Below are 20531 nucleotides of genomic sequence, written 5' to 3'. Positions count from 1 at the left end.
ATCCCTCTTCGCGTGCCAGCATTGTGGCGAATCGCTAAGTATTCCGCATTTGGGCTAGTTTGTCCAGCCGGTCGGCCACATCGCGGTAGCCAAAATCGGCCTCTGCCAGTTCGGTGAGGTGTTTTTCGGCCTTTTCCAGCTCCCCCAGCCCCATCGCCAGCACCCCGGCCCGGTAGCGGGCCAGCTTGTGCAGGTCGGAAGTCGCGTCGGGGGCAGCCGTTACGGCCGCCTCGTAGCTGCTCATCGCCAGGCGGAATTGCTCGATCTTTTGGAAACATTCCCCCAGGTGAAGCTGCGTATCTGCCAGCCGTCGGCTATCGCCGCGGGCCTGCTGGAAGGCCTGAATCGCCTCGCGAAACTTACCAGCCCGTTTGAGCCGCAGCCCCAGTTCGTACTGGTAGGCGAGGTTCGTCGGATTGCGTTCAGCACGGGCGGCGTAAACCTCCAGCTCGCGCTGGTTGGCTTGGCCCGCCATCCGTCGGGCGAGGTCGCGAGCCGCATCGGTGCCTTCGATCTCCGCCTTGCGATTCGCCACGTCGGTTTGCTGACGCATCCGACGGAGCTGGGTGTCTTCGAGCCGCTCGCGAGTGTCCAGATCGCCGCTGGAAACGGACAGGGCTTTGGTCAGCACCCGTTCCGCGTCGCGAAAGCGATCGGCCTTGGCATATTCGTCGGCTAGTTCCTTGTAATTCTGAAGCTCAGCCGGATAGAGCCTAATCCTTTCGAGCAGTTCGTCCTCGCGCGAAACCGCCGGCGCGGTAGGCTCTGCGGACGGGGCAGGGGAGGGCTGCGCGGGCTGAGGCTTCTTCAGCATCTCGCTCGCCGCTTCGTCGGGCGCGGCGGTGGCGCTGGCACCTTTGCGAAGTAGCTCTTGATTGTAGCCACCCTTTTGAATGGTCTGTTCGACGCTCATCCGCGAGATGGTCCGTGCCACCTCATGATCCATCGGCTTCGCTTCTTGCACTCGCTTAAGGCACGAAATGGCCTGATCAAACTGCCCCACGGCGGAGAGCGCCTCGGCAGCTTGGCGGTTGGCCTGTTCGTGCTTCGGGTCGGTGTCGAGCGCCCACTTCAAGTAGTAGAGTTGGCACTCGGTGGCCCCAAACGCCTTGGCAGCCGTGGCCATGTCGAGCAGCGTCGCGATGTCGCCGGGGCCTTCGTCGAGCGCCTCGCACCCGGCGGCGAAGGCTTGATCCCAGTCTTTCTTCTCCAGCGCCTTGGCCATCGTCGAGCGGGCCGCCTTATGCTGGCGACTCAGGCCGCCCAGCAGCGAACGCTTCTTCGCCTCGGGATGCTTGCGAGCCAGATTGGCCCGCAGGTGTTGCAGGTATACGAGGTTCGCGGGATCCTCGGCCACGCACTGGGCGAACATGTCGTGGGCGTACTGGAAGTCGCCCTTATCGAGGCTCTTCTTGCCATGCTCGAACAGTTGCTGCAACCGCTGACGTACAGCGGGAGACACCGTCTTGGCGTGAGGCGTGGGTGCAGACATGCGGGGCAGACTGGCGGTGGAAGTGCTGGCGGTCGAGGGGAGCGAGGATATCACAATCTTAACTCAGTGCGGGTCGGTTCGGAATGTCCGCTACCGTTTGACTTGGGGACGGCGTCCCTCTTCCATTCGCACCAGAGCCTCAGATTGTTCAGCTTCCTAATAGCCTGACTGGCCTACTCACTCGCCACAGGAGCCGCCTGAGCGGGCTGTCCCGGTTGAGGGCCACCTTGGCCCGGCTTGCCCTGGCCGTTGTTCTCCCCTTCGCCCTGTTCGCCCGGCTTGCCCTGCTGCTCGGGACGGTCGCCCACCCAAGGCGTACCCAGGGCTTCGCTGAGAGCCCGCTGAAGGGCTTGTGCCGAGACGCCACTTCGAACGGTGTGGACCGCCACCGAAGTCTGCGGCGCCGCCGCGTCGTCCAGGCTCTTCACGATTTGCATCACACTGTCAAACAGTTCTTCCTGCACCGAGATAACGATGGTGTTCGATATCTCGTCGACACCGACCGAAAGAGCTCCCTGGAAGCCAACTTTCACGGGCTTCGGCTTTTTGGCATCTTCACTCGAGTCTCCTCCACCTTGACCGTAGCGAATGACGGTGGTCGTTTCACGGGAAGAGGTGGCTCCCTTTTTGTCCTCGGTTTCAAACTCCTTATCCCGCGTACTCAACAGGTCGCGATAGACCTCCTTCAAAGCGGCAGCTACGACCTTCGCGCGCGAGTATCGCAGCTTGATGGCCGCTGTGCGACGGGCGGTTGCTTCGTCTTTGCTCGAAGGCTGATCGTACGACTCGATGAGCATTGCGATTTCGCGCAGTTGGTCGGCCGAGGCGTTGGCGACCAGCAGCGTGTTGCTGCTGGTATCCCAGTCGAGTTGCAGCTTGCGACGCTTCGACATCTGCGCTGCGGTGGGCTTCGATTCGCCCGGCATGAACTCGCCCCAATACGGATCGTACCGCGGCTCGGACTTCTCGCCAGTCATCTCGTCCTTATAAAGATTCTTAAGTGTCAGGTAGATCGAATAGGCGGTAACGTACTTCACCGGAAAGATGCGAAACCGCTCTTCTTGCGGGGCGGCCGACTCGACCAGTTGTTCGAGCTGGTCGAGCGCCTCCGGGTCATCGCTTGAGAGCTGGAGCTTTCCATCAGGAGTGACTCGGATCTTCACGGGTGGTTTACCGCTCACCGGCGTCGCGCGGGGTGCAGCGATGCTCGGGGTGTCGCCCGTCGGCTTGGGTGCCGATGCCTCGGCAGCGAAGCGGAACACGGCCGCTTCCGCGGGCGCTGCATTCGCTTCGCGATCGGTCGGCACTTCGATCGGTGTCTCCGTCTCGGGACGCGTAGCCGGTTCGATGGCACCTTTTGGCCCTTCGATGATCAGTTCGTTCTCACCAATTTGCGGCCAGACGCGACGAAGCTGCTCAAGCAGTTGCGCCGTGCTCTCGGGCGTCATCCCCTCGACCACGCGAACGCGGTCGCTCTGGTCCGGGGTGTCGAGTGGTTCGCCGAGCTTGATGAGGAAGTCGCGAACTTGCTTCAACTGCTCAGCGGTCCCGCGGACGATCAGGCGATTGTTCTCGATGTCGGCATCAATGCGAACATCGGCAGGGGGCGTATCTTTCTCCTCCTCCATCGGATACCCGCCGCCCCAGTAGCCATAGCTGCGATACCGGTCCTCCTGCGATTCTTCCTTTTTGGCCGGTGCGAACATGGTCCGCAGCGTCCCCGCCACGGCGTCGGCCGGGTGGCGGCGAAGTCGAAACACCATGGTTTCCATGCCCGCCTCGTCGAGCTGCTCGATCATCTGGGCAATTTTCTCGTGATCGGCCGCCGACGCGCGAGCGAACAGAATGTCCGCGCTGTTGTCGGCGCGGAGCTCGGTGAGCGGGCTCAGGTCGCCTATTTCCTCAAGCGTCGACTGTAGCTTCTGCGGGTCGATGGTTTCCAGTTTGTAACTTTTCGGCACTCGGCGGCCAGCGTCGCCCGCGAGTTCCACCAAGTCGGCCATCTCGCCGCCAGCCGGCACGTCGAGCAGTTCAACGGTGCGGAGTATTTTTCGTAGCGAGTCGGGCGGGGCGTTGATCAACACGCTGTTGCGATGCGAGTTGTACGCCAAATAAACCTGCGGCCCGTCCTTCTGCAGCATCGCCGAGACATCCTTGCCAGCCCCCTGCATCTGCATCAACAGCTGCATCTTCTGCTGTTGCATGGCGAGCTCTTCCTGCGAAGGTCTGGAGGCCGGGTCGAGTCCGAGGATGACGTACAGGATGTCGATGATCTTCTCCGCGCGGCGGTGCTTCAGGACGATTTCCACCGGCACCACTTGGCTGTCGGACGCCATTCGTTCTTCGTTGAGGATCGTACTCACGAGCCGCGCGTTGGCGACCGTCGAGATCATCAGAATGCGACGCGTGGCGGGGAGCGGAATGATCTTGGCGTGCTCGCTCGCCGTTTTCTTCATGTCCTCGGCCGCGGCTGCTACTTCCATCTCCCGAGGCAACTGGAACGTAATCTTCACGAAGTCATGCGGCTGCATGTCGTAAAGTTGTTCCTCTTCCACGCGCGGAATCAGCGCGGGGTCGAGTTTGTCGATCTTGAACACACTAAGCACTTCGCCGGTAAGGATCAGCGTGTAGCCGCGGGCATGGAGCTGGCGGTTCACCAGATCTCGGGCCTCGGCGAGTGTGTAGGGATGCTGCGTCGTCAGGTTCAGGTAACCACCCGGCAGTTCGGTCCAGTCGAGGCTGTAGCCGGAGACGTTCGCGAGCCACTGGAGCACGTCGGGCCACGTCTGGCCATTGAAGCTGAACGTGACTTTTCCCTTGGAGTCGGGCTTGGCCTGGAGTTCGCGCGGATCGGCGATTTTGGGTGGCTTGTCAGGGCGCGTTACCGGACCCGTTGGCGTCTCGGTCTTGGGTTCTTCCTTCTTCTCACCCTCTTCGGCAGGCTTCGCCTCGGGCTGTGGCTCGCCCTCCGGTTGGGGCGGACCACCTGGTTGCGGTTGCGGCTGAGCATACGGACTCGCACCCGGCGGCATCGCTCCTGGTTGCAACGGCATGGGACTCGCCGCCGGCCCCGACAACACTTCCACCGTTTGGGTGCCGTTGGGCCCCTCGACGACGATCGTCTCGCCGCGAGCGCCGGCCATCGCGCCGATGGCCAGCAGCATCAGCAACCAGTGTGGTTGCCGAACGGATGTAATGAATGGATGAGCGTGCCGCCTGGCTGTCCGTCGCACTCGAAGCCCCCTTCGCAAAAAGTAGTCGGCCGCCGTCGGCCAGCCGCCAGTATAGGCGCGGACGGATAGCTCCATCAACTAACTTAGATGCTTCCGAGCGACCAAAGGGTCCAGAATTCTTCCAAGAATTCGCAAAGAAGTTTGCCCGTTATTGCGGCAAAGTCCTGGAAATACCCCAACGAAGCCAAAATGCACGTCCGATGCTACGCCATCGCTGCCAGCACGGCGTCGGTGTACTGGGTGGTCGACGCTTTGCCGCCGAGGTCGCCGGTGAGCGATTTGCCCTCGGCTATCACTTGCCGCACCGCGTTCTCGACGCGGTCGGCGGCTTCGGCTTCGCTCAAGTAACGCAGCATCAACACCGTACTCAAAATGAGTGCCGTGGGGTTGGCGAGACCCTTGCCCGCGATGTCGGGCGCGGTGCCATGCACGGCTTCGAACACCGCACCGGCTTCGCCCACGTTGGCGCTTGGTGTCACGCCAAGGCCGCCCACCAAGCCGCTGGTGAGGTCGGAAAGGATGTCGCCGAACAGGTTCTCCATCACCAGCATGTCGAACTGGTGCGGGTCGATTACCAATTTCATCGCCGCCGCGTCGACTATGCAGTCGTCGAACTGGATGTCGGGGTAATCCGCGGCGACCTTGGCGCAGGTGTCGAGGAACAGTCCGTCGGAAAGTTTCAAAATGTTCGCCTTGTGGACGCAGGTGACTCGCTTGCGTCCCTGGCGACGCGCGGTATCGAAGGCGAACTTGGCGATCCGCCGCGAGGCCTTCTCGCTGATGATGCGGAGGCTCTCGACGACCCCGGGCACTACGGTGTGTTCGATGCCGCTGTAGAGGCCTTCGGTGTTCTCGCGGATGACGATCAGGTCAACGTCGTCGTAGCGCGATTTGATGCCGGGGATCGAACGGGCAGGGCGGTAGTTGGAGTAGAGTTCCAGCTTCTGCCGGAGGGCGACGTTCACGCTGCGAAACCCGACGCCGCTCGCGGTGGCCGTGGGACCTTTGATCGCCGCGTCGGCAGCCCGAATCGCATCGAGCGTCGCCTGCGGCAATGGATCGCCGGTGGCCTCGAACGTGGCGAGCCCCGCCTCGGCCTGCTGCCAATTGACTTTCACCCCCGACGCATCGACCACGCGCATCGCGGCCTGGACGACTTCGGGACCAATTCCATCACCGGGGATGAAGACGATGTTGTACATGAAGTGTAGTTGAGAGTTCGAAGTTGGAAGTTGGGGTCTCAAATAGCCTGAAACATACGTGCGTCCGTTTTAAGACTACCAAGCATTTGCTTACCAAACTCTACTTCAATCACTGAGTTTTCGGTAGCGGACTCGCGTTCCACGCATCGAAGGCCGATTTCAATGCGTACTCCGCGGTTTGCCGATAGATATTCGGTGCGGAATCAACGTCGTGATAGGCAAATCGCGAAAGGTGGATTTCGAAATCCTCAAGCTTTACGCCAAGCTTTTCGCTAGCTTCCTGAACTCCACGTAGCGCCTCTTGCACGAATATGTCAAAACACTCTGGGATCGCGCCGTCGTTAGGCGAACTCAAAAAGTCCACGCTAACCTTTCCCTGTCCTGCCACCGCCCTGCGCAGTTGAAGCTCCAAACCGCCTAGAAAGGCGGGCTCAGTGCCTTGATTAAACAGATAGCTTGAGCCAATCGCGAACTTCTGCACAATTACTCCCTCGCATCCATCGGCACCGTGAGCGCACTCGCGCCGCCCGCCGTGATGCTGATCACCAGAAAGCCTTCTTCTGGAGGGCTCTCTTCGAACACTGGGGCCAGGTAGTCGAATGTCACAGGCACATGCTGTTTGGACTGGTTCCAGCTTTCGGCGCGGGCGTAGACGGTGGTCTCGGAGCCCTCGTTGTTGGCGATGGCGTCGTCCACAGCATCGTCCCCCAGCCACGCGCGGGCGATCAGGCTGCCAACTTCGTCTTCGCAGTCCACCAGCATGATGACTGGCGACTTCACCTTGCGGGAAATGGCCTCGTCGTAGGTTTCGAATAGCAGCGCAAGGCTCGACTCGGTGAGGGTTTGTTGCTGTTCGAGGGGATCGTCGGCGGACATGTTGGGCGAGCCGGAAGCGTAAGCGCCCGGAGTTGAATGAAGGGAGACCGTGACTCTGCTCCGGGCGCTGACGCTACCGGCTCACCCAAACCATTGGAAACGAACGCGTCAAAAAAACAAGGCTCGGCCCCTCCCGAAGGAGAAACCGAGCCTTGCGTATTGTTGCTCTGAGCACCGCACCGCTTTCACTCTAAATTTGAAAGAGGGGCAGCTTTTTCTCAGAAGCAGGTGGTGGCTGTCCTGTTGGGGACAACCCGTCGGTCATCGTCAGGTTAAGCCACCTCGCTGGCTACTAAAACAACTGTCGTACAAAGTACCACCTCCTTCCAAAATAAGACCAGGCGCGAGCCAAGGTGAATGCCAGAGACACCGAGGCGGGGGCCAAACAGTCCGTCGCACTGCGTCAGTGCGACCCAGTAACCTCACTATAGTCGGCGAGTCCGAACACCGCAGCGCGAAAAATCGCAGGATTTTGGTCCTACGCAGGCTTTTCACGCACTCGCCGGACTGGACAGACCGGCAGGGTAGGGGAGAGGTTCGCGCGAGATTCGTAAAGTTCGAGCCGCCAGTGTTACCTGGCGGAGGGATCACCTACTATAAAAAGGGTTCCGGCGGGTGGTGCCGCCCAACGCCTCCTTCCAATCCGCGGTCAGACAGGTAGCACAGTTGACTCGATGAGGAACCCTCGCGACCTTCAATCGCTGCTCTACCTCGTGCTCTACGTGGCGCTGATCGCCGTGCAGTGGGTGTTTGGGTTTTCTTGGGTTCTCTTCGGAGTGTTGCTGTTCGTCACCGTCGGCCTCGAGATTATTCACCACAACCATATTCATCTTGGAATCTGGACAAGCAAACCTCTCAACCGCGCCACCAACTATCTGATCAGCGTGCTCACGGCGATTCCAAGTGCGATGGTCGAGAGCGGGCACCTGAAGAACCACCATGTCCACCAGCATGGTCCGCTCGATGTCACGCGCACCTATCGCTTCGGTGGCGATCACAATCACTTCTGGGGTTACGTCCTCCACCCATTCCAAGCCTTCGCGGTGCTGGTCCCGATGTTCTGGCAGCAGTTTGTCGAAGGCCTGCCAAAGCGAAGTCGCTTCTCACGGGATTTGCTGCTGCAACTTTCGATGATTTTCGCGACATGGAGCGTGCTTGCGGCGGTCGATTGGCGAAAATTCTTACTGTTCGTGCTGGTGCCTCAGGCGGTCGGCTGGCACTGGCTGTTGGCATCCAATTACTTTCAGCACGCCCACTGCGACGATCAGTCCGAGGCGAACTACGCACGCAATTTTACCGGCGTTATCAACTGGTTTTGGTTCAACATCGGCTTTCACACCGCCCACCACGACCACCCTGCGGCCCATTGGTCGACGTTGCGACGACTGCACACTAGCGATTACCAGCATGTGGATCTGCGATTGAACCACAAAAGCTTTGTCGTCTACTTCACCAAGACCCTAATTCTTAGCCCGCTGGTACCCGGGCTACGCAGCGAGAGCTTGCGCACCCCAAAAGAATGAACCGTGTCCCATAGACGGCCTTTGGACTGCTGACCTACCACGATGAGTAGAGAGCTCCGCTACGCGCGAGGCCGGCGGAGATGAACGACGAAGCCGACGAGGGCGAAGGCTGATAGGACAATCGCACTCGGCTCCGGCACCACGGAGCGCGTCCCCAAGTACTCCTCCAAGAAGATCGCCGCGTGGTGGAGGCTGCCGCCGGGGGCGGTCATGTAGGGGGACATCACCAGATAGATGCTGTCGCTCGGGGCGATGTGGGGCGAGCCGGAGTGGAGCGTGAACTCGAGCACGTAGAGCGAGCCGGCGGGGCTGCGGTTGAGTGCGTAGAGCAGTCCGATGTCGGACTTACCTGCGGCGGGGACTGAGGCGTGGAGCAACAAGTCGCCGAGCGCGTTGGAGTTGGCCATGGTCGAGCCGGTGGCTTCGATGGCGATCAGTTCGCCCGGCGAGAGCGACTGAAACACGGGTACCGTGTCCGGCATGGGCATCATTGGCGGGGCTACCCATTTCTGCGTCGACTCCCAGTGGAGGTAGAGCGGGTAGTCTTGCAGACCGGCGACGGGGCTGAGGATGTCGAACTCGGGCGAGAAGGCAAACGCCGCGTTCGAGTCGAGCGGGTTGGCCTGCCAATGGTCGTGGACCGCCCCGGGATAGGTCCGGACGCCAAAGTCGGGAGCGGAGGGATTGGAATTTGCTCCCTGGCCGACGAGTTTGCCGTTCTCGACACTAACCTGAATCCGCCGGCCAACATGGGCATCTGCGCCAGGGGTGGCGAAGAGGGCGAGCAGGAAAACGGCCGACAAAACGGCGAAACGCGACACGCCAATACTCATCACTGTTGCCACTCCTCACAAGCTTAGAATCAACTGCCCACCCAAAAACCGCACCAATGCAGTAGTATATCCACTTGGGGACCGGGGCTGCGACGCAAATAATAAGCAGAATGGGGATAACCCCCGCCCGGCAGAGGCTGTCTCCTGGGGCTCGCTGACCTCGACCCCAGCCACGCGACTGACTTAGCGACCTACCAAATCATGCACGACGAGCTGTCTTACGTTTGCGACCACTGTGGCGAGGAGATCGTCATTCCGCTCGACCTGTCACAGGGTTCGTCGCAGGAGTACGTCGAAGATTGCCCGGTGTGCTGCTCGCCGAACGTGATCCATGTGGAGTTCGACGAGGAGTTTGACGCCGAGCCACGTTGCTGGGCAGAACCAGAGTGAACTAGGCCACGGGCTGAATAATCACGGCGTGCCAGCCAGTGCTATAGGTTTCGAAGCCGGGGGCCTGGGCGTGAGCGATCGAGCACAGCTTGCCGCCAAACTGCGTGGTGGTGAAGTTCTTGGGCTCGGCGAAAAGCTCGTCCATGTTCGGTAGCGCGAGCGTGCCGATGAGTTGCTCGCCCTGCGAGTCGGCGAGTATTCGTCCCTGTTCGTCGCACAGCACGCAGCGGGTCACGCTTTTCTCAGCTTGGGCGAGTGGCAGTTTCTCGACGATGGTTTGAGCGAAGTCTTCCCAATTGAACAACACGCCTAGAACACCAAGAATGCGACCGTTCGCGTTGCCGTCGGTGCGGACCGAGCACGAATACGAAAGCACACTCTTACCATCGACAAGCTGGGAGCGATGCGCCGACTCGAACCCGAACTGATCTCCGCTCGAAGTTCGCATCGCCGTTCGAAACCATTCGGCTTGATGCACATCGACTCCTTCGGAGGCGAACTGACCGGGGCGACCGTTGGCGACGATTCGCCCCTCGGAGTCGGCAAGTACCAAATCGTGATACACCGTGTACGCATTGAGAATCACTCCCATGCGTCGCGCGGCGTACTCGAATGCCTGCGGTGTCTGCTCGCTGAGTGCGTCGACAATGCTGCTGTCGGTCGCCCACCAGCGGACATCGCAAGTTCGTTCATAAAGGTTGCGATCGACCAAGTCGATGCAAGTGAGCGCCAGGTCCGACAACCGTGTGCCGCGGACGCTGGAGCCGATGTGCTGCATCAGGTCGTCGATGGTGCGTTTGGTTCGCGAGGCGAGGTCTTCGGCTACTTCGGCGGTCTTCGCGCCAAGGGCCTGCATCTCGGAAGCCACGACGCCAAACGCCGCGCCGAGCTTACCGGCACGTGCGGCCTCGATGCGGGCGTTGAGGCTCAGGAGTTTGGTGTCGGCGTTGATGTCGCAGATTTCTTCGATCGCCGCGTCCATGGTGTCGGACAGATTGTGCACCATTTGCTGCAGCGGATCGCGGTGAAGCACTCCAGAATCCTTCGCGAGGCCTACGGCCAGTTCACTTGTGGGTACAGCGGCGGGGGAAAGGGTGGCGGGCATGGCAACGACCGGCGGGGCTGGAATCGAGTACACAAGCGGTATTTCCACCGCGAAGCGAGCTATTCTTAGGAGACCGCTCTTAGGGGCGAACAGGCACGATTCGGAGGGGAGTTGAACAAAAGCTAGTTCAGGCATGGGGTACACCATTGCGGCAAACCCAATAAACTAAGGCTTTCCACAATCCACTGCTCCACCTTGTCGGCGCGACTTCTACAACCGCTATCACCCCACGAACTCCGTCGCCATGTGCCAACCCATCACCATCGAGCCTGGTCACCACGTCAATCTCGCCGCCATCGATCCGGCCAAGGTGGATGGGGTGTGGGACAAAAAGTCGGCCGCCAAGCAAATCAAGAGAAACACTGAAAAGAGCCGCGACTTGGCGTACAAGCTCTACGCCGAGAACCACCGCGCTGTGCTGCTGGTGCTGCAAGGAATGGACACGTCCGGCAAAGACGGCACGATCCGCACCGCGATGACAGGCATTAATCCGCAAAGCTGCCAAATCGTTTCGTTCAAGCAGCCGAGTTCGCTGGAGCTCGACCACGACTTCCTGTGGCGCATTCACCGCGAAGTTCCACGTCGCGGCGAGATTGGCATCTTCAACCGCTCGCACTACGAAGACGTGCTCATCGTCCGCGTCCACAACCTGGTTCCGGAGAGCGAATGGACCACGCGATACGAGCGGATCAACGAATTTGAGCGAATGCTGACCGAAGGCCGAACGACAATCGTCAAATGCTTCCTGCACATCAGCAAAGACGCGCAGCGCGAGCGCCTACAAGCGAGGCTCGACGATCCCGAAAAGCGGTGGAAGTTCTCGAAGGGCGACCTCGCCGAGCGAAAGCTATGGGACGACTACCAAGAGGCGTACCGCGTGGCACTTGAGCGTTGCAACACTCAGCACGCCCCGTGGCACATCATTCCTTCGGACCTGAAGTGGTACCGCAACCTAGTGGTCAGCACACTACTGCTGAAAACGCTAGAGCGGCTCGATCCGAAGTTTCCGGAGGCGGAAGAGGGGCTGGAAGGGATTCGGGTGGAGTGACGAAAAAAGCGCAGTCCGACGAGGCGTAGCTCGTCGGCTATTGGGTACTCCCCCCAATCAGTCTTCCGATCGACGAAGGCTAGTCGAATTTTAGCGTCTTTCGCTCCACCCCTAACTGCTCCACCTTCTCGCGCGATAGCGGCGCGGGATGCAGTTCGCGGCGTGACCATAGGTCGAACGTGCTCAGCCGAGACTTCGCGTCGGTGCGTTCCGATTGACCAATGGGAAGGATTGTTTCGGCGAGATCGGGATCGTGCATCGGCACCCACTGGGTGTAGGACTGGGCCGTCTGGCAGGCGATGGTTCCGCCGTCGATGATCTCGAGCGAAGGGAGCTCAATGGACTCGCGAGCATCAAGGGCCGGGAAGCCATCGAGGCTTTCGTAGAACCCCAGGCGCTGCGTTGTCACTGCCTCGCGAGCTTGTTGCTGCCAAGTACTGGGATCTTCGCCGTATTTTTCTAAGCAAGCGAACCACGCGGACGCGAGCGACGCGTCGATGAACTGCTGGGTGTACTCGTCGAGCTCTGGATCGGGATCGTTCGCGATGCTGGCGGTAGTGGTTTTTAGGAAGTACGCGATGCCCGACTCGCCGCCGCCGTACACGAACGCCAGCGGCGTGTTGACGAACCGGAAGAACGTGTTGAGTTCCATCGCCACCGCCGAGCCTTCCTTCTTGAGCGACGAAGAGGCACCATCGCGGTACCACGGTTCGAGCTCGGCGAGTGCCTGCAGTGCTTCGATGGAAAGGCTGTCTGGGTTGTGCTCGCGAAGGTAGAGGCCGATGGCGACGATGTCGCGGCGGGCGGGGTTGGTGCTTTCGAAGTGGATCGCTTTGACCTGGCCGGGCGTAAACTGCTGGCGTTCGTCGAGCCGTTCGCGAAGCCGCCACGAGCGGACGGTGTCGCCCCCCATGCCAGTCATCGCCCCAAACGGAATGGGGTACCAAGCGCCGATCGTGCGATGATTGCCGCTGTACAAGTAGCCGGCCTGGGGATTCATCACTTGCGGTGCGAGTTCGTGGGGCACGTACTCGCGCCAGTCGTCCGACATGGTTCGCGCAGGGCGGGCCTCACGGCCGTGAGTGGGATCGTTCGATGAGCGCACGGGAATGGCACCGATCGCGCGATACCCAATGTTCCCCGCACGATCGCCAAACACGACGTTGGCACTCGGAAACCGCCAATCTTCGAGGGCATCGTCGAACTCACCGACATCCTGCGCACGCATCATGGCAATCGCACCTTGGATGGTGTCGCGGGTCGGCTCGCACATCGGAATACGATTGAGCGCCACCTCGCCATCTCCTGGCTGGGCAAAGGCGTACGCCGTGGCGATCGGACCGAGGTGGGTTTGGCGAACGCTGAAGTCGATCGCCTCTTTGCCTTTAACGGCAATGGGTTCGTCGATCACCTGCATGGCACGCCAATCGCCATCGAACTTGTAAGCATTTGGATGACTGGGGGCGGTCTGCAGCACGAACAAGTCGGCTTGGTCGGCACCGAGTGCCGTCATGCCCCACGCCACGCGGTCCGTAAAGCCAATGAGGATGATCGGACTTCCGGGCACTCCCATGCCGCGAGCGTTGAACGTCTTTCCATGGACGTGGTACTCGTAGAACAGCGAAGGATTGCGAACCGCGGTTTGCGGATCGCTCACCAAGACCGACGAGCCGGTCGTGGTTTTCTTGCCTCCCACAACCCAGGCGTGGCTGAACTTGGGGCCTTCGGGGCTCTCACCCACGTCCACCATTCCGCGCGCCTTGGCGTACTCGTTCACTTTCGCGACCCATTCGTCGGAAACGTCGCTGCGCTGCACCACCGCCGGTGCCTCGTCGGGTGGCATCGGCGAGAGTCCGGCGGGGGGCTGCATGAGGGCCATTTGTTCGGCATTTCGAGGCCGGCTCACCATCAGGTCTCGCGTGCCATCGGTAGCGAAGAACTGCGCAAGGTGCCACCATGACGCCAAGCAATCGGCAGGCGTCCAAAGTTCGGGCTTAAGTCCTATCTTTGCGAACATCGGATTGATCTCGCCGCGATGCTGTTCGAAGTAGTCGTTCACTCCACGGCAATAGGCAGCCAGCAATCCCTTCGTTTCGTCGTCCAGGTTGTCGGCCGTGATCTTCGCCGCGCGATAGAAGCCGAAGGTTCGCATCTTCTTGTCATGGTCGATGGAACCCTCATCGCGACCGAGCTTCTGAACGTCGCCGATGACTTCCGACAGTCGACCCTGAATGATTCGCAGCGAGTAGGTCATTTGAAATGCGCGATCCGCGGCGGTCGCGTAGCCGAGGCCGTACATGGCACCTTCGTCCGAATCGGCGAACACGTGAGGGATGCCCCACGGATCCCGGAGAATTTCTACTTCTGCAGCGAGTGTTGGCCTCCCCAAGGTAAGGATTACCAGTAACCCCAGGGCGCGTGATGCTTGTTGACGTGGCAAGTACATAACGAAGTTCCTGGTGTAATTAGAAGATCGACGGAGCATCCAAGCCGCGCGCAGGATAACCCACGGCGTGCCGTGACGCAATAAAACGTCGAGTTTGCCGTTCGCGCATGCAAAGGGCCCCGGCTTGTCGCCGGGGCCCTTGGGTGGGTTTCAGATTGTCGCCGAGCAATTAGCGAACCAGCAGGCAGCAATACCAACCGTCGCGGCCTTGGACCATGGCGGCACCGCCATAGGTGCCGGGCTCGTCGAGGCAGCAGCTTAGGAACCGGCCATTGGTGTAGCCAACCCCTTCGCACTTCGCGCCGCCGAGCGAACCGCCGATGTGGTTCTTGTAACCACGCTGGGCGGCGATAGTCGCCTTGCGAAGCGCGAGTGCCTGCAAGCCGGCGTCCGGAATCAGTGCCCGCTGACCTTCGCGTCGACGTTCGGCGTTGGCCTTATCGAGTGCCGTCACTCCGTCGGAGTGACTAAACGATTGACCCGAGCGAACCAAGTTGCCGACGATGTTGGTCGCAACAGGTTCGCCATCGGTATTCTTTCCTTCCTTGCCTCCAGCGGTGGTGACCGCCGGCATATCCTTGGCCGACAGTTGGTCGACCGGCACTCCATCGATGGCGACGAGTCGTTCGCCCGGATTCAGTTTGATTCCGTGCGGGTTGGCCGCCATCGTAGTCGATCCGAGCATCAAGCTGGCCAGCATCAAAGTCGCTGCACCAAAGTAGCCCATCTGCATCGTAACCTCCGTCTCTATCCGCTTGTCGTTAGTCGCCAAGTGGCACAGCGCCGCTTGGCTGAACGAGCGCATGGTAAGCGTTCGACGAGAGGGAACAACCACCTTAGCCCCCCTTGGCGCGGTAAACCGCGTTTACCCAATTTAACAGGCCAGGGTAGTGTGTTTGGATGAAGAGGTGGCGAAATGCTCGGGGAAATGCGTGTCGTCGCCGATTATGCGTCGACTTTTTGGCCACCAGGGCCCTAACGGGCCCCGCTCGCGGGCGGAATGCGAGATGCTTCTAATTCTGCGTCGACTTCTGTCCTTCGCCACCCAAGTGACGACGGAGGTAGCTCGCCCGTTCAATATTGCGATCGGACGAGTCGAGTTCCATGCCGGCGAGCTTCTGTAAATGAGCCGGCTGCGTGTGGACGAACAGTTTGTTGACGGTCGGGATCGCTACATCGCCAATCAATCCGAGATTGACCCCCATCCGCAAACTCGAAAGCAAATGCAGCGTCTCTTCACTGCTGATGGTTTGGGCGTTGCGAAGGATGCCGTAGGCACGGCTCACACGATCGTGCAGCGTCTCTTGGCTCTCGCGGACCAGGAACTCGCGGGCCTGGCGTTCGTAGTCGATCAACACCGGCACGACGTCCGACACTTTCTTGATGAGCTCTTGCTCGCTCAGGCCGAGCGTCACTTGGTTCGATATCTGGTAGAAGTCGCCCATAGCCTGCGAGCCTTCGCCGTACAGACCGCGGACGGCTAGGTTAATCTTCTGCAGGCTGCGGAATACTTTATCGATCTGGCGGGTGATGACCAGCGCGGGGAGGTGAAGCATGACGCTCACACGAATGCCGGTGCCGACGTTGGTGGGGCAAGCGGTGAGATAGCCGAGTTTCTCGTTGTAGGCGTAGGTTACCTGCTCTTCAATCAAGTCGTCCAGCACGTTGATCTGGTCCCACGCCGACTGAAGATCGAGGCCGCTATGCATCACTTGAATGCGGAGATGGTCCTCTTCATTGATCATCACGCTAAACTGCTCGCGTTTGTCGATGGCGACTGCGCGGGCCCCTTCGCTCTCGGACAGTTCGCGGCTGATGAGTTGGCGCTCGACCAAGAAGGCCCGGTCGATCTCGGGCAAGAGGCTAACGTCGACGTACATCAGCTCGCCGGGAAACTTCTTCGAGTCGCTCGACGCGGCAATACGGGCGTGCAAAATCTTCTCGATCTCGCTACGGTCCGCCGGCGTCGCGCGGGCGATGAAGGGGAACTCGGCCAGATTGCGAGCCAGACGAATACGGCTCGAAATGACGATATCGGACTCGGGCCCCGACCCTTTGAGCCATTCGCCACTTCCGCCGACAAGTTCTTCAAAGTTCAGAGGCATCAAGGTGATCTGGCAGCGGCGAATAGGAAGGGTACAGGAAACGCAGCATCAACTCGCGGCTTACGCCGTGCTCGGCGGCATAGGCGGCTGCCGCGTCTCCTCAATGCCGCGAATCTCGTCGCGGAGCTTCGAAGCCTTTTCGTAGTCTTCGCGAGCAACGGCCTCTTTCATCTCCCGGCGGAGACGGATGAGCTGTGTCTGCTGCTCGGCATTCGCGCCAAACCCCTTGGGCACCTTGCCGACATGCCGGGTCTCGTCGTGAATGTTCATTAGCAGCGGTTCAAGCTCCTCGGAGAAGCAAGTGTAGTCGTGGGGACAACCCAGTCGGCCTTGCTTGCGGAACTCGCGGAAGCTGATACCACATACCGGACAGACCTGCTTATCGAGTCGCGCGAGCTCCTCGGCGGTCTCGCCCACAGCGAGCTGTTGCGCGAGCAACCCTGCCATAGCCGGCATCACGTCACTGGCGTCGCTCACCGCTGGGGCGAGGAACGACTGGGCACAATCTTCGCAAAGGTGCAACTCGTTCGGCTCGCCATCCACCAGATCGGTGATGTGAAAGGTCGCCTGCTTGTCGCACTTTTGGCATTTCATGGCAGTAGCGGAGGTCGCTCTCGTGCTCGGCAGAACTAAAAGGAAGAGTGTCCAATGGGATTCTATCGGTGAGGGGGGGAGTGTCAAGGTGAGTGAACGCTGGCAGGGCGTCGCCAAACCTTTGCGGCGCAAGTAGATAGGGCAGCCGCGACCGCTTGCAGGCCGCCGCGCGGTGGTCTAGGCTGGAACCTCACGGCAGGGTCGTTTGACGAGGCGTCCGGCGTGCTGCCGAAGGGCCCGTGATTCAAGGTTCGCTATGCCTCATTTTCCGACGTTCGACGAATTTAAAGCCCTTGCTGCGACGGCCGACTACGTGCCGGTGTGCCGACGTTTGCTGAGCGACTCGCTGACGCCCGTCACTGGTTTTCGTGCCATCGACGATGGGCGATCGGCATGTTTGTTCGAGAGCGTGATCGGCGGAGAAAAGGTCGGCCGGTATAGCTTCGTCGCGAGCGAGCCCTATCTGCTGCTCGAAGCGTCCGGCACCACGGTGACAGCGACCGAGTTCGGTAGGCCCGCGGAACTCGGCGAGAACACAGGCGACTCCGCTGCCAGGAGCAAGACGTTCGAGTGTTCTAATCCCCTCGATGAGTTGCGAAAACGCGTCAACGCCGTCCGCGTAGCCAAAGTGCCTAGCTTGCCACCGTTCGTCGGCGGAGCAGTTGGTTACGCCGGTTACGACACGGTTCGCTACGTCGAGCGGCTGCCGAACGCCCCGACCGACGACCGCCATCTGCCCGACATGGCTTTTGCGTTCTTCGACCACATGGTGGTGTTCGACAACGTGACCAAGACAGTGCTGGTGATCGCACTCGCTAAAGTCGATGGACAGAACACCAAGCAAGCCTACGAACAAACCTGCCGCCGCGTCGACCGCCTAGTCGAGAAGCTATCGACCAAGCCTGCCGGTCTCAAGCCGGTCGACATTGCGACGGGGGGCGACGTGGCCATCGACTACAAGGCCAACTTCACCAAAGCCGAGTACGAGCTGGCGGTAGAGAAGTGTGTCGAATACATTCGCGCGGGCGACATCTTCCAGGTGGTGCTCAGCCAGCGACTCGAACTGCCGCTGGTAAGCGATCCCTTCGAGGTGTATCGCACGCTGCGAGTGGTGAACCCGAGCCCCTTCATGTTCTTCTTGCGAACACCATCATCAACGCTCGTCGGAAGCTCGCCCGAGATCATGGTCCGCGTTGTGGACGGAAAAGTGACGGTTCGCCCTCTTGCCGGCACCCGTCCCCGTGGCAAGACGGAAGAAGAAGACCAAGCCCTCGCCGACGAGTTGCTCGCCGACCCCAAGGAATGTGCCGAACACGTGATGCTGGTGGATCTAGGCCGCAATGACGTGGGCCGGGTGGCGAAGTACGGGTCGGTAGAAATCTCCGACGTGATGGTCATTGAACGTTATAGCCACGTGATGCACATTACGTCGAACGTGACGGGCCAGCTTACCGACGACCGCGATGCCTTCGACGCTCTGGCGGCCTGCCTTCCCGCCGGCACCGTGTCTGGCGCACCGAAAGTGCGGGCGATGGAAGTGATTGACGAGCTCGAACCGCATCGCCGCGGACCGTACGCGGGAGCGGTGGGTTACATCGACTTCGCGGGCAACATGGATACGTGCATTGCTCTGCGAACACTGGTCGTCACCGGTGGCAAGGCGTACGTCCAAGCGGGAGCTGGCATCGTCGCCGACAGTGTCCCCGCCGCCGAGTACCAGGAAACGCTGAACAAAGCCCGCGGGCTATTGAAGGCGATCGAGATCACCGAGCGCCGCGAAGCGGACTCCAAGCGTTAAGTTTCGACGACGGTTGCGGACATAGGTATCGGAGGCCACGCTCACGTGAGTTTCATCGGTGGCAAACTGCTGGTTGCCTCGAAGCACCTACGCGATCCCAATTTCGCGCGGACGGTCGTGCTAATGCTTGAACACTCGCACGAGGGGGCGCTCGGCGTAGTGCTCAATCGACCGTCGGATAAGACCGTATGCGACGTTTGGGAGTCGCTTGGCGAAGGCCTGGTGGATAACGACGAGTTCGTCTACCTCGGAGGCCCGGTGCCTGGACCACTGATCGCGGTTCACGCAATGGAAGAGTTGGGTGAGAAGCAGGTGATACCGGGCGTCTACATGTCGGTGCAGCGAGATGTCATTCAGCAACTCGTCCACACGCCTGATACCCGGCTGAAATTGTTCAGCGGCCACTCGGGGTGGGGCGAGGGACAACTCGAGGGCGAGCTAAAGGCCGGCGGCTGGCACGTAGTCGATGCCCGCCTCGACGATGTGTTTGGCGACGAGGCCCATTTCGACCGCTTGTGGAACAAGGTCCTCAAACGCATTGCCCTGGGCATCATGCTGCCGGGCGTTTCGCCCGACGATTTGCCACCCGACCCCAACTGGAACTAGCGGCGGTACTCGAAACCGGCGAAGCCACCGTGGTACACCAGGTCTTCCGACTCGGTGACTCCCAGGAAGGCGTCGTCGGCGAGTTCTACGCCGTTGATCATCATCACTTGGTAGCCCGAGCGTAGGGCACAGCAGCTGTTGACCTTCCAAACGAGCGACAACGACGCCTCGCCTGCAAACGCCATCCGCGCCCGCTCGACCTTCACGCGATTGCCCGTGGCGTTTCGCAGGGTCTGGATCTGTCCCGTCTCGTTGACGGTCGTTGTGCCAGGATTATCTTCGAGTACGGTACGTGTCGTGGTAACGGCCTGGAACGTGTCGGCACGATTGATCAAGTTGCAGTACACGCCGGCATTGACGAAGCCCTCCACGTAGACCTTGCGCGACATCTTCCACATGTCTCGGCGAAGACCGAGCTGAAAGCCAATCAAGTTGTTGTCGACCTGCGTGCTGTAAAGCTCGGAGGTGGTTACAGCCGTCTGCGTCACGGCGAGAGGATGGCTCGCGTACTGGTTAGTGCGGTCTTCGATCACCTCGTCCAAGCCGAAGTAGCGGATACCAGCGTACGGCTTCCACACCGACGTATTGAGCGCCTGGCAATTCACTTCGACGGTATTTAGGCTCGAGTTGTACGTCAGCGTGCGACGCTCGTCGACACCCACGATCACGGGCGGACCGACAATCGGCGGGCTCGATTCCACGGGCAGCACGATATTGGCGTTCCACTCTTCAACGGCGGTGATTTGAGCCACCAATTCGTAGTTCTTGCACTGAGGCCAGTAGGCTGCGACCAGAAGCCGTATGCCGGCACCATGATCGAAGTTTTCGTACTGCTCCGCGTCGGCGAGTGTAACGCCCATCGCGCCAGCAAGGGCGTCGAGGTTGGTCTCTTCGCGGAACATGATCACACCATCAACGGCGACGCGCCAGCGAGGCCCGACCATCCAGTCGTCGCCGCAGCCGGGCCCCGTGCGGTAGGGCGAGCCGCCACAGCCCCAGTTGCTACCGCCGCAGCACTCGACGCCCGCCGCGCCTAGCTGCTGATAATAGTCGCCACCAGGATAAGCAGCTGAAGTGCCAGGCGGATTTTGCTCCGTCTGGTCAATCGGAGGTGCAGACGCCGTGCTTTGAGCACGGGCCACTTGCCCCGAGGCAATCACTACGGCTCCCGCCAAAAGGAGCATGCGCGCAATGTTCCACCAAGCCATATCCAACTTCCCCCCCATACTGGCCGGGCAACCACGCCGTCGAGGCAAGTCACTCAGCCGCCGATGCGTTCG

At 60.5% G+C, this 20531-nt stretch carries 17 protein-coding genes; 5 read left to right on the top strand and 12 right to left on the bottom strand.

Features of this window, described 5'->3' with window-relative positions:
* Positions 1-34: 34 nt before the first annotated feature.
* The 5 genes from SH292x_RS09305 to SH292x_RS09285 form a co-directional block, all read right to left on the bottom strand.
* Positions 35-1546: a tetratricopeptide repeat protein gene (locus SH292x_RS09305; RefSeq protein WP_442485328.1), complete on the bottom strand. Its 1512-nt coding sequence runs from the start codon at positions 1544-1546 to the stop codon at positions 35-37.
* A gap of 119 nt (positions 1547-1665) precedes the next feature.
* The gene (locus SH292x_RS09300) at positions 1666-4656 is read right to left on the bottom strand and encodes a secretin N-terminal domain-containing protein (protein WP_442485327.1); all 2991 of its coding nucleotides are present in this window, start codon (positions 4654-4656) and stop codon (positions 1666-1668) included.
* Positions 4657-4928: 272 nt separating this feature from the next.
* A complete protein-coding gene (locus SH292x_RS09295) occupies positions 4929-5927 on the bottom strand; it encodes an isocitrate/isopropylmalate dehydrogenase family protein (protein WP_442485326.1) in 999 nt (332 codons plus the stop codon).
* Positions 5928-6036: 109 nt separating this feature from the next.
* Positions 6037-6408 (bottom strand): hypothetical protein, encoded by a 372-nt coding sequence (locus SH292x_RS09290; RefSeq protein ID WP_442485325.1) that lies wholly within the window; start codon positions 6406-6408, stop codon positions 6037-6039.
* Positions 6409-6410: 2 nt separating this feature from the next.
* The gene (locus SH292x_RS09285; protein ID WP_442485324.1) at positions 6411-6803 is read right to left on the bottom strand and encodes a hypothetical protein; all 393 of its coding nucleotides are present in this window, start codon (positions 6801-6803) and stop codon (positions 6411-6413) included.
* 674 nt (positions 6804-7477) lie between these two features.
* Here SH292x_RS09285 and SH292x_RS09280 point away from each other — a divergent pair.
* Positions 7478-8326, top strand: a complete 849-nt coding sequence (locus tag SH292x_RS09280; protein WP_442485323.1) for a fatty acid desaturase family protein — start codon at positions 7478-7480, stop codon at positions 8324-8326.
* A 59-nt stretch (positions 8327-8385) separates the two neighbouring features.
* On the opposite strand, the gene SH292x_RS09275 is transcribed toward SH292x_RS09280, so the two are convergent.
* Positions 8386-9162: a hypothetical protein gene (locus SH292x_RS09275; protein ID WP_442485322.1), complete on the bottom strand. Its 777-nt coding sequence runs from the start codon at positions 9160-9162 to the stop codon at positions 8386-8388.
* 198 nt (positions 9163-9360) lie between these two features.
* On the opposite strand from SH292x_RS09275, the gene SH292x_RS09270 reads away from it, so the two are divergent.
* Positions 9361-9549 carry a CPXCG motif-containing cysteine-rich protein gene (locus tag SH292x_RS09270; protein ID WP_442485321.1) on the top strand — a complete coding sequence of 63 codons (189 nt, stop codon included), beginning with the start codon at positions 9361-9363 and terminating at the stop codon, positions 9547-9549.
* Between the two features lies 1 nt (position 9550).
* Here the strand turns inward: SH292x_RS09270 and SH292x_RS09265 are convergent, their stop codons facing one another.
* On the bottom strand, positions 9551-10654 hold the full coding sequence (locus SH292x_RS09265) for a methyl-accepting chemotaxis protein (protein WP_442485320.1): 1104 nt from the start codon (positions 10652-10654) through the stop codon (positions 9551-9553).
* Positions 10655-10898: 244 nt separating this feature from the next.
* Here SH292x_RS09265 and SH292x_RS09260 point away from each other — a divergent pair, with 244 nt between their 5' ends.
* On the top strand, positions 10899-11702 hold the full coding sequence (locus SH292x_RS09260; RefSeq protein WP_442485319.1) for a polyphosphate kinase 2 family protein: 804 nt from the start codon (positions 10899-10901) through the stop codon (positions 11700-11702).
* Positions 11703-11781: 79 nt separating this feature from the next.
* Here the strand turns inward: SH292x_RS09260 and SH292x_RS09255 are convergent, their stop codons facing one another.
* The 4 genes from SH292x_RS09255 to SH292x_RS09240 all read right to left on the bottom strand — a co-directional run bounded on the left by SH292x_RS09255 (position 11782) and on the right by SH292x_RS09240 (position 16847).
* Complete coding sequence (locus SH292x_RS09255; protein WP_442485318.1) at positions 11782-14148, bottom strand: penicillin acylase family protein; 2367 nt, start codon at positions 14146-14148, stop codon at positions 11782-11784.
* Positions 14149-14317: 169 nt separating this feature from the next.
* A complete protein-coding gene (locus SH292x_RS09250) occupies positions 14318-14953 on the bottom strand; it encodes a hypothetical protein (RefSeq protein WP_442485317.1) in 636 nt (211 codons plus the stop codon).
* A 208-nt stretch (positions 14954-15161) separates the two neighbouring features.
* Positions 15162-16253, bottom strand: a complete 1092-nt coding sequence (locus SH292x_RS09245) for a protein arginine kinase (protein ID WP_442485316.1) — start codon at positions 16251-16253, stop codon at positions 15162-15164.
* Positions 16254-16313: 60 nt separating this feature from the next.
* Complete coding sequence (locus SH292x_RS09240; protein WP_442485315.1) at positions 16314-16847, bottom strand: UvrB/UvrC motif-containing protein; 534 nt, start codon at positions 16845-16847, stop codon at positions 16314-16316.
* Positions 16848-17103: 256 nt separating this feature from the next.
* Between SH292x_RS09240 and trpE the strand changes: the two genes are divergently transcribed.
* Both trpE and SH292x_RS09230 read left to right on the top strand, forming a co-directional pair.
* Positions 17104-18645: an anthranilate synthase component I gene (gene trpE / locus SH292x_RS09235; RefSeq protein ID WP_442485314.1), complete on the top strand. Its 1542-nt coding sequence runs from the start codon at positions 17104-17106 to the stop codon at positions 18643-18645.
* A 45-nt stretch (positions 18646-18690) separates the two neighbouring features.
* Positions 18691-19251 (top strand): YqgE/AlgH family protein, encoded by a 561-nt coding sequence (locus tag SH292x_RS09230; protein ID WP_442485313.1) that lies wholly within the window; start codon positions 18691-18693, stop codon positions 19249-19251.
* Here SH292x_RS09230 and SH292x_RS09225 read toward each other — a convergent pair.
* Positions 19248-20435: a hypothetical protein gene (locus SH292x_RS09225; RefSeq protein WP_442485312.1), complete on the bottom strand. Its 1188-nt coding sequence runs from the start codon at positions 20433-20435 to the stop codon at positions 19248-19250. The two genes, SH292x_RS09230 and SH292x_RS09225, sit on opposite strands and share 4 nt — an antisense overlap.
* Positions 20436-20531: the final 96 nt, after the last annotated feature.

Source organism: Aeoliella fuhlenseeensis (assembly GCF_052161615.1).
GTDB lineage: Bacteria > Planctomycetota > Planctomycetia > Pirellulales > Lacipirellulaceae > Aeoliella.
Note: the sequence above shows the minus strand (reverse complement) of the source record. Positions and strands in the feature narration are given on the sequence as shown.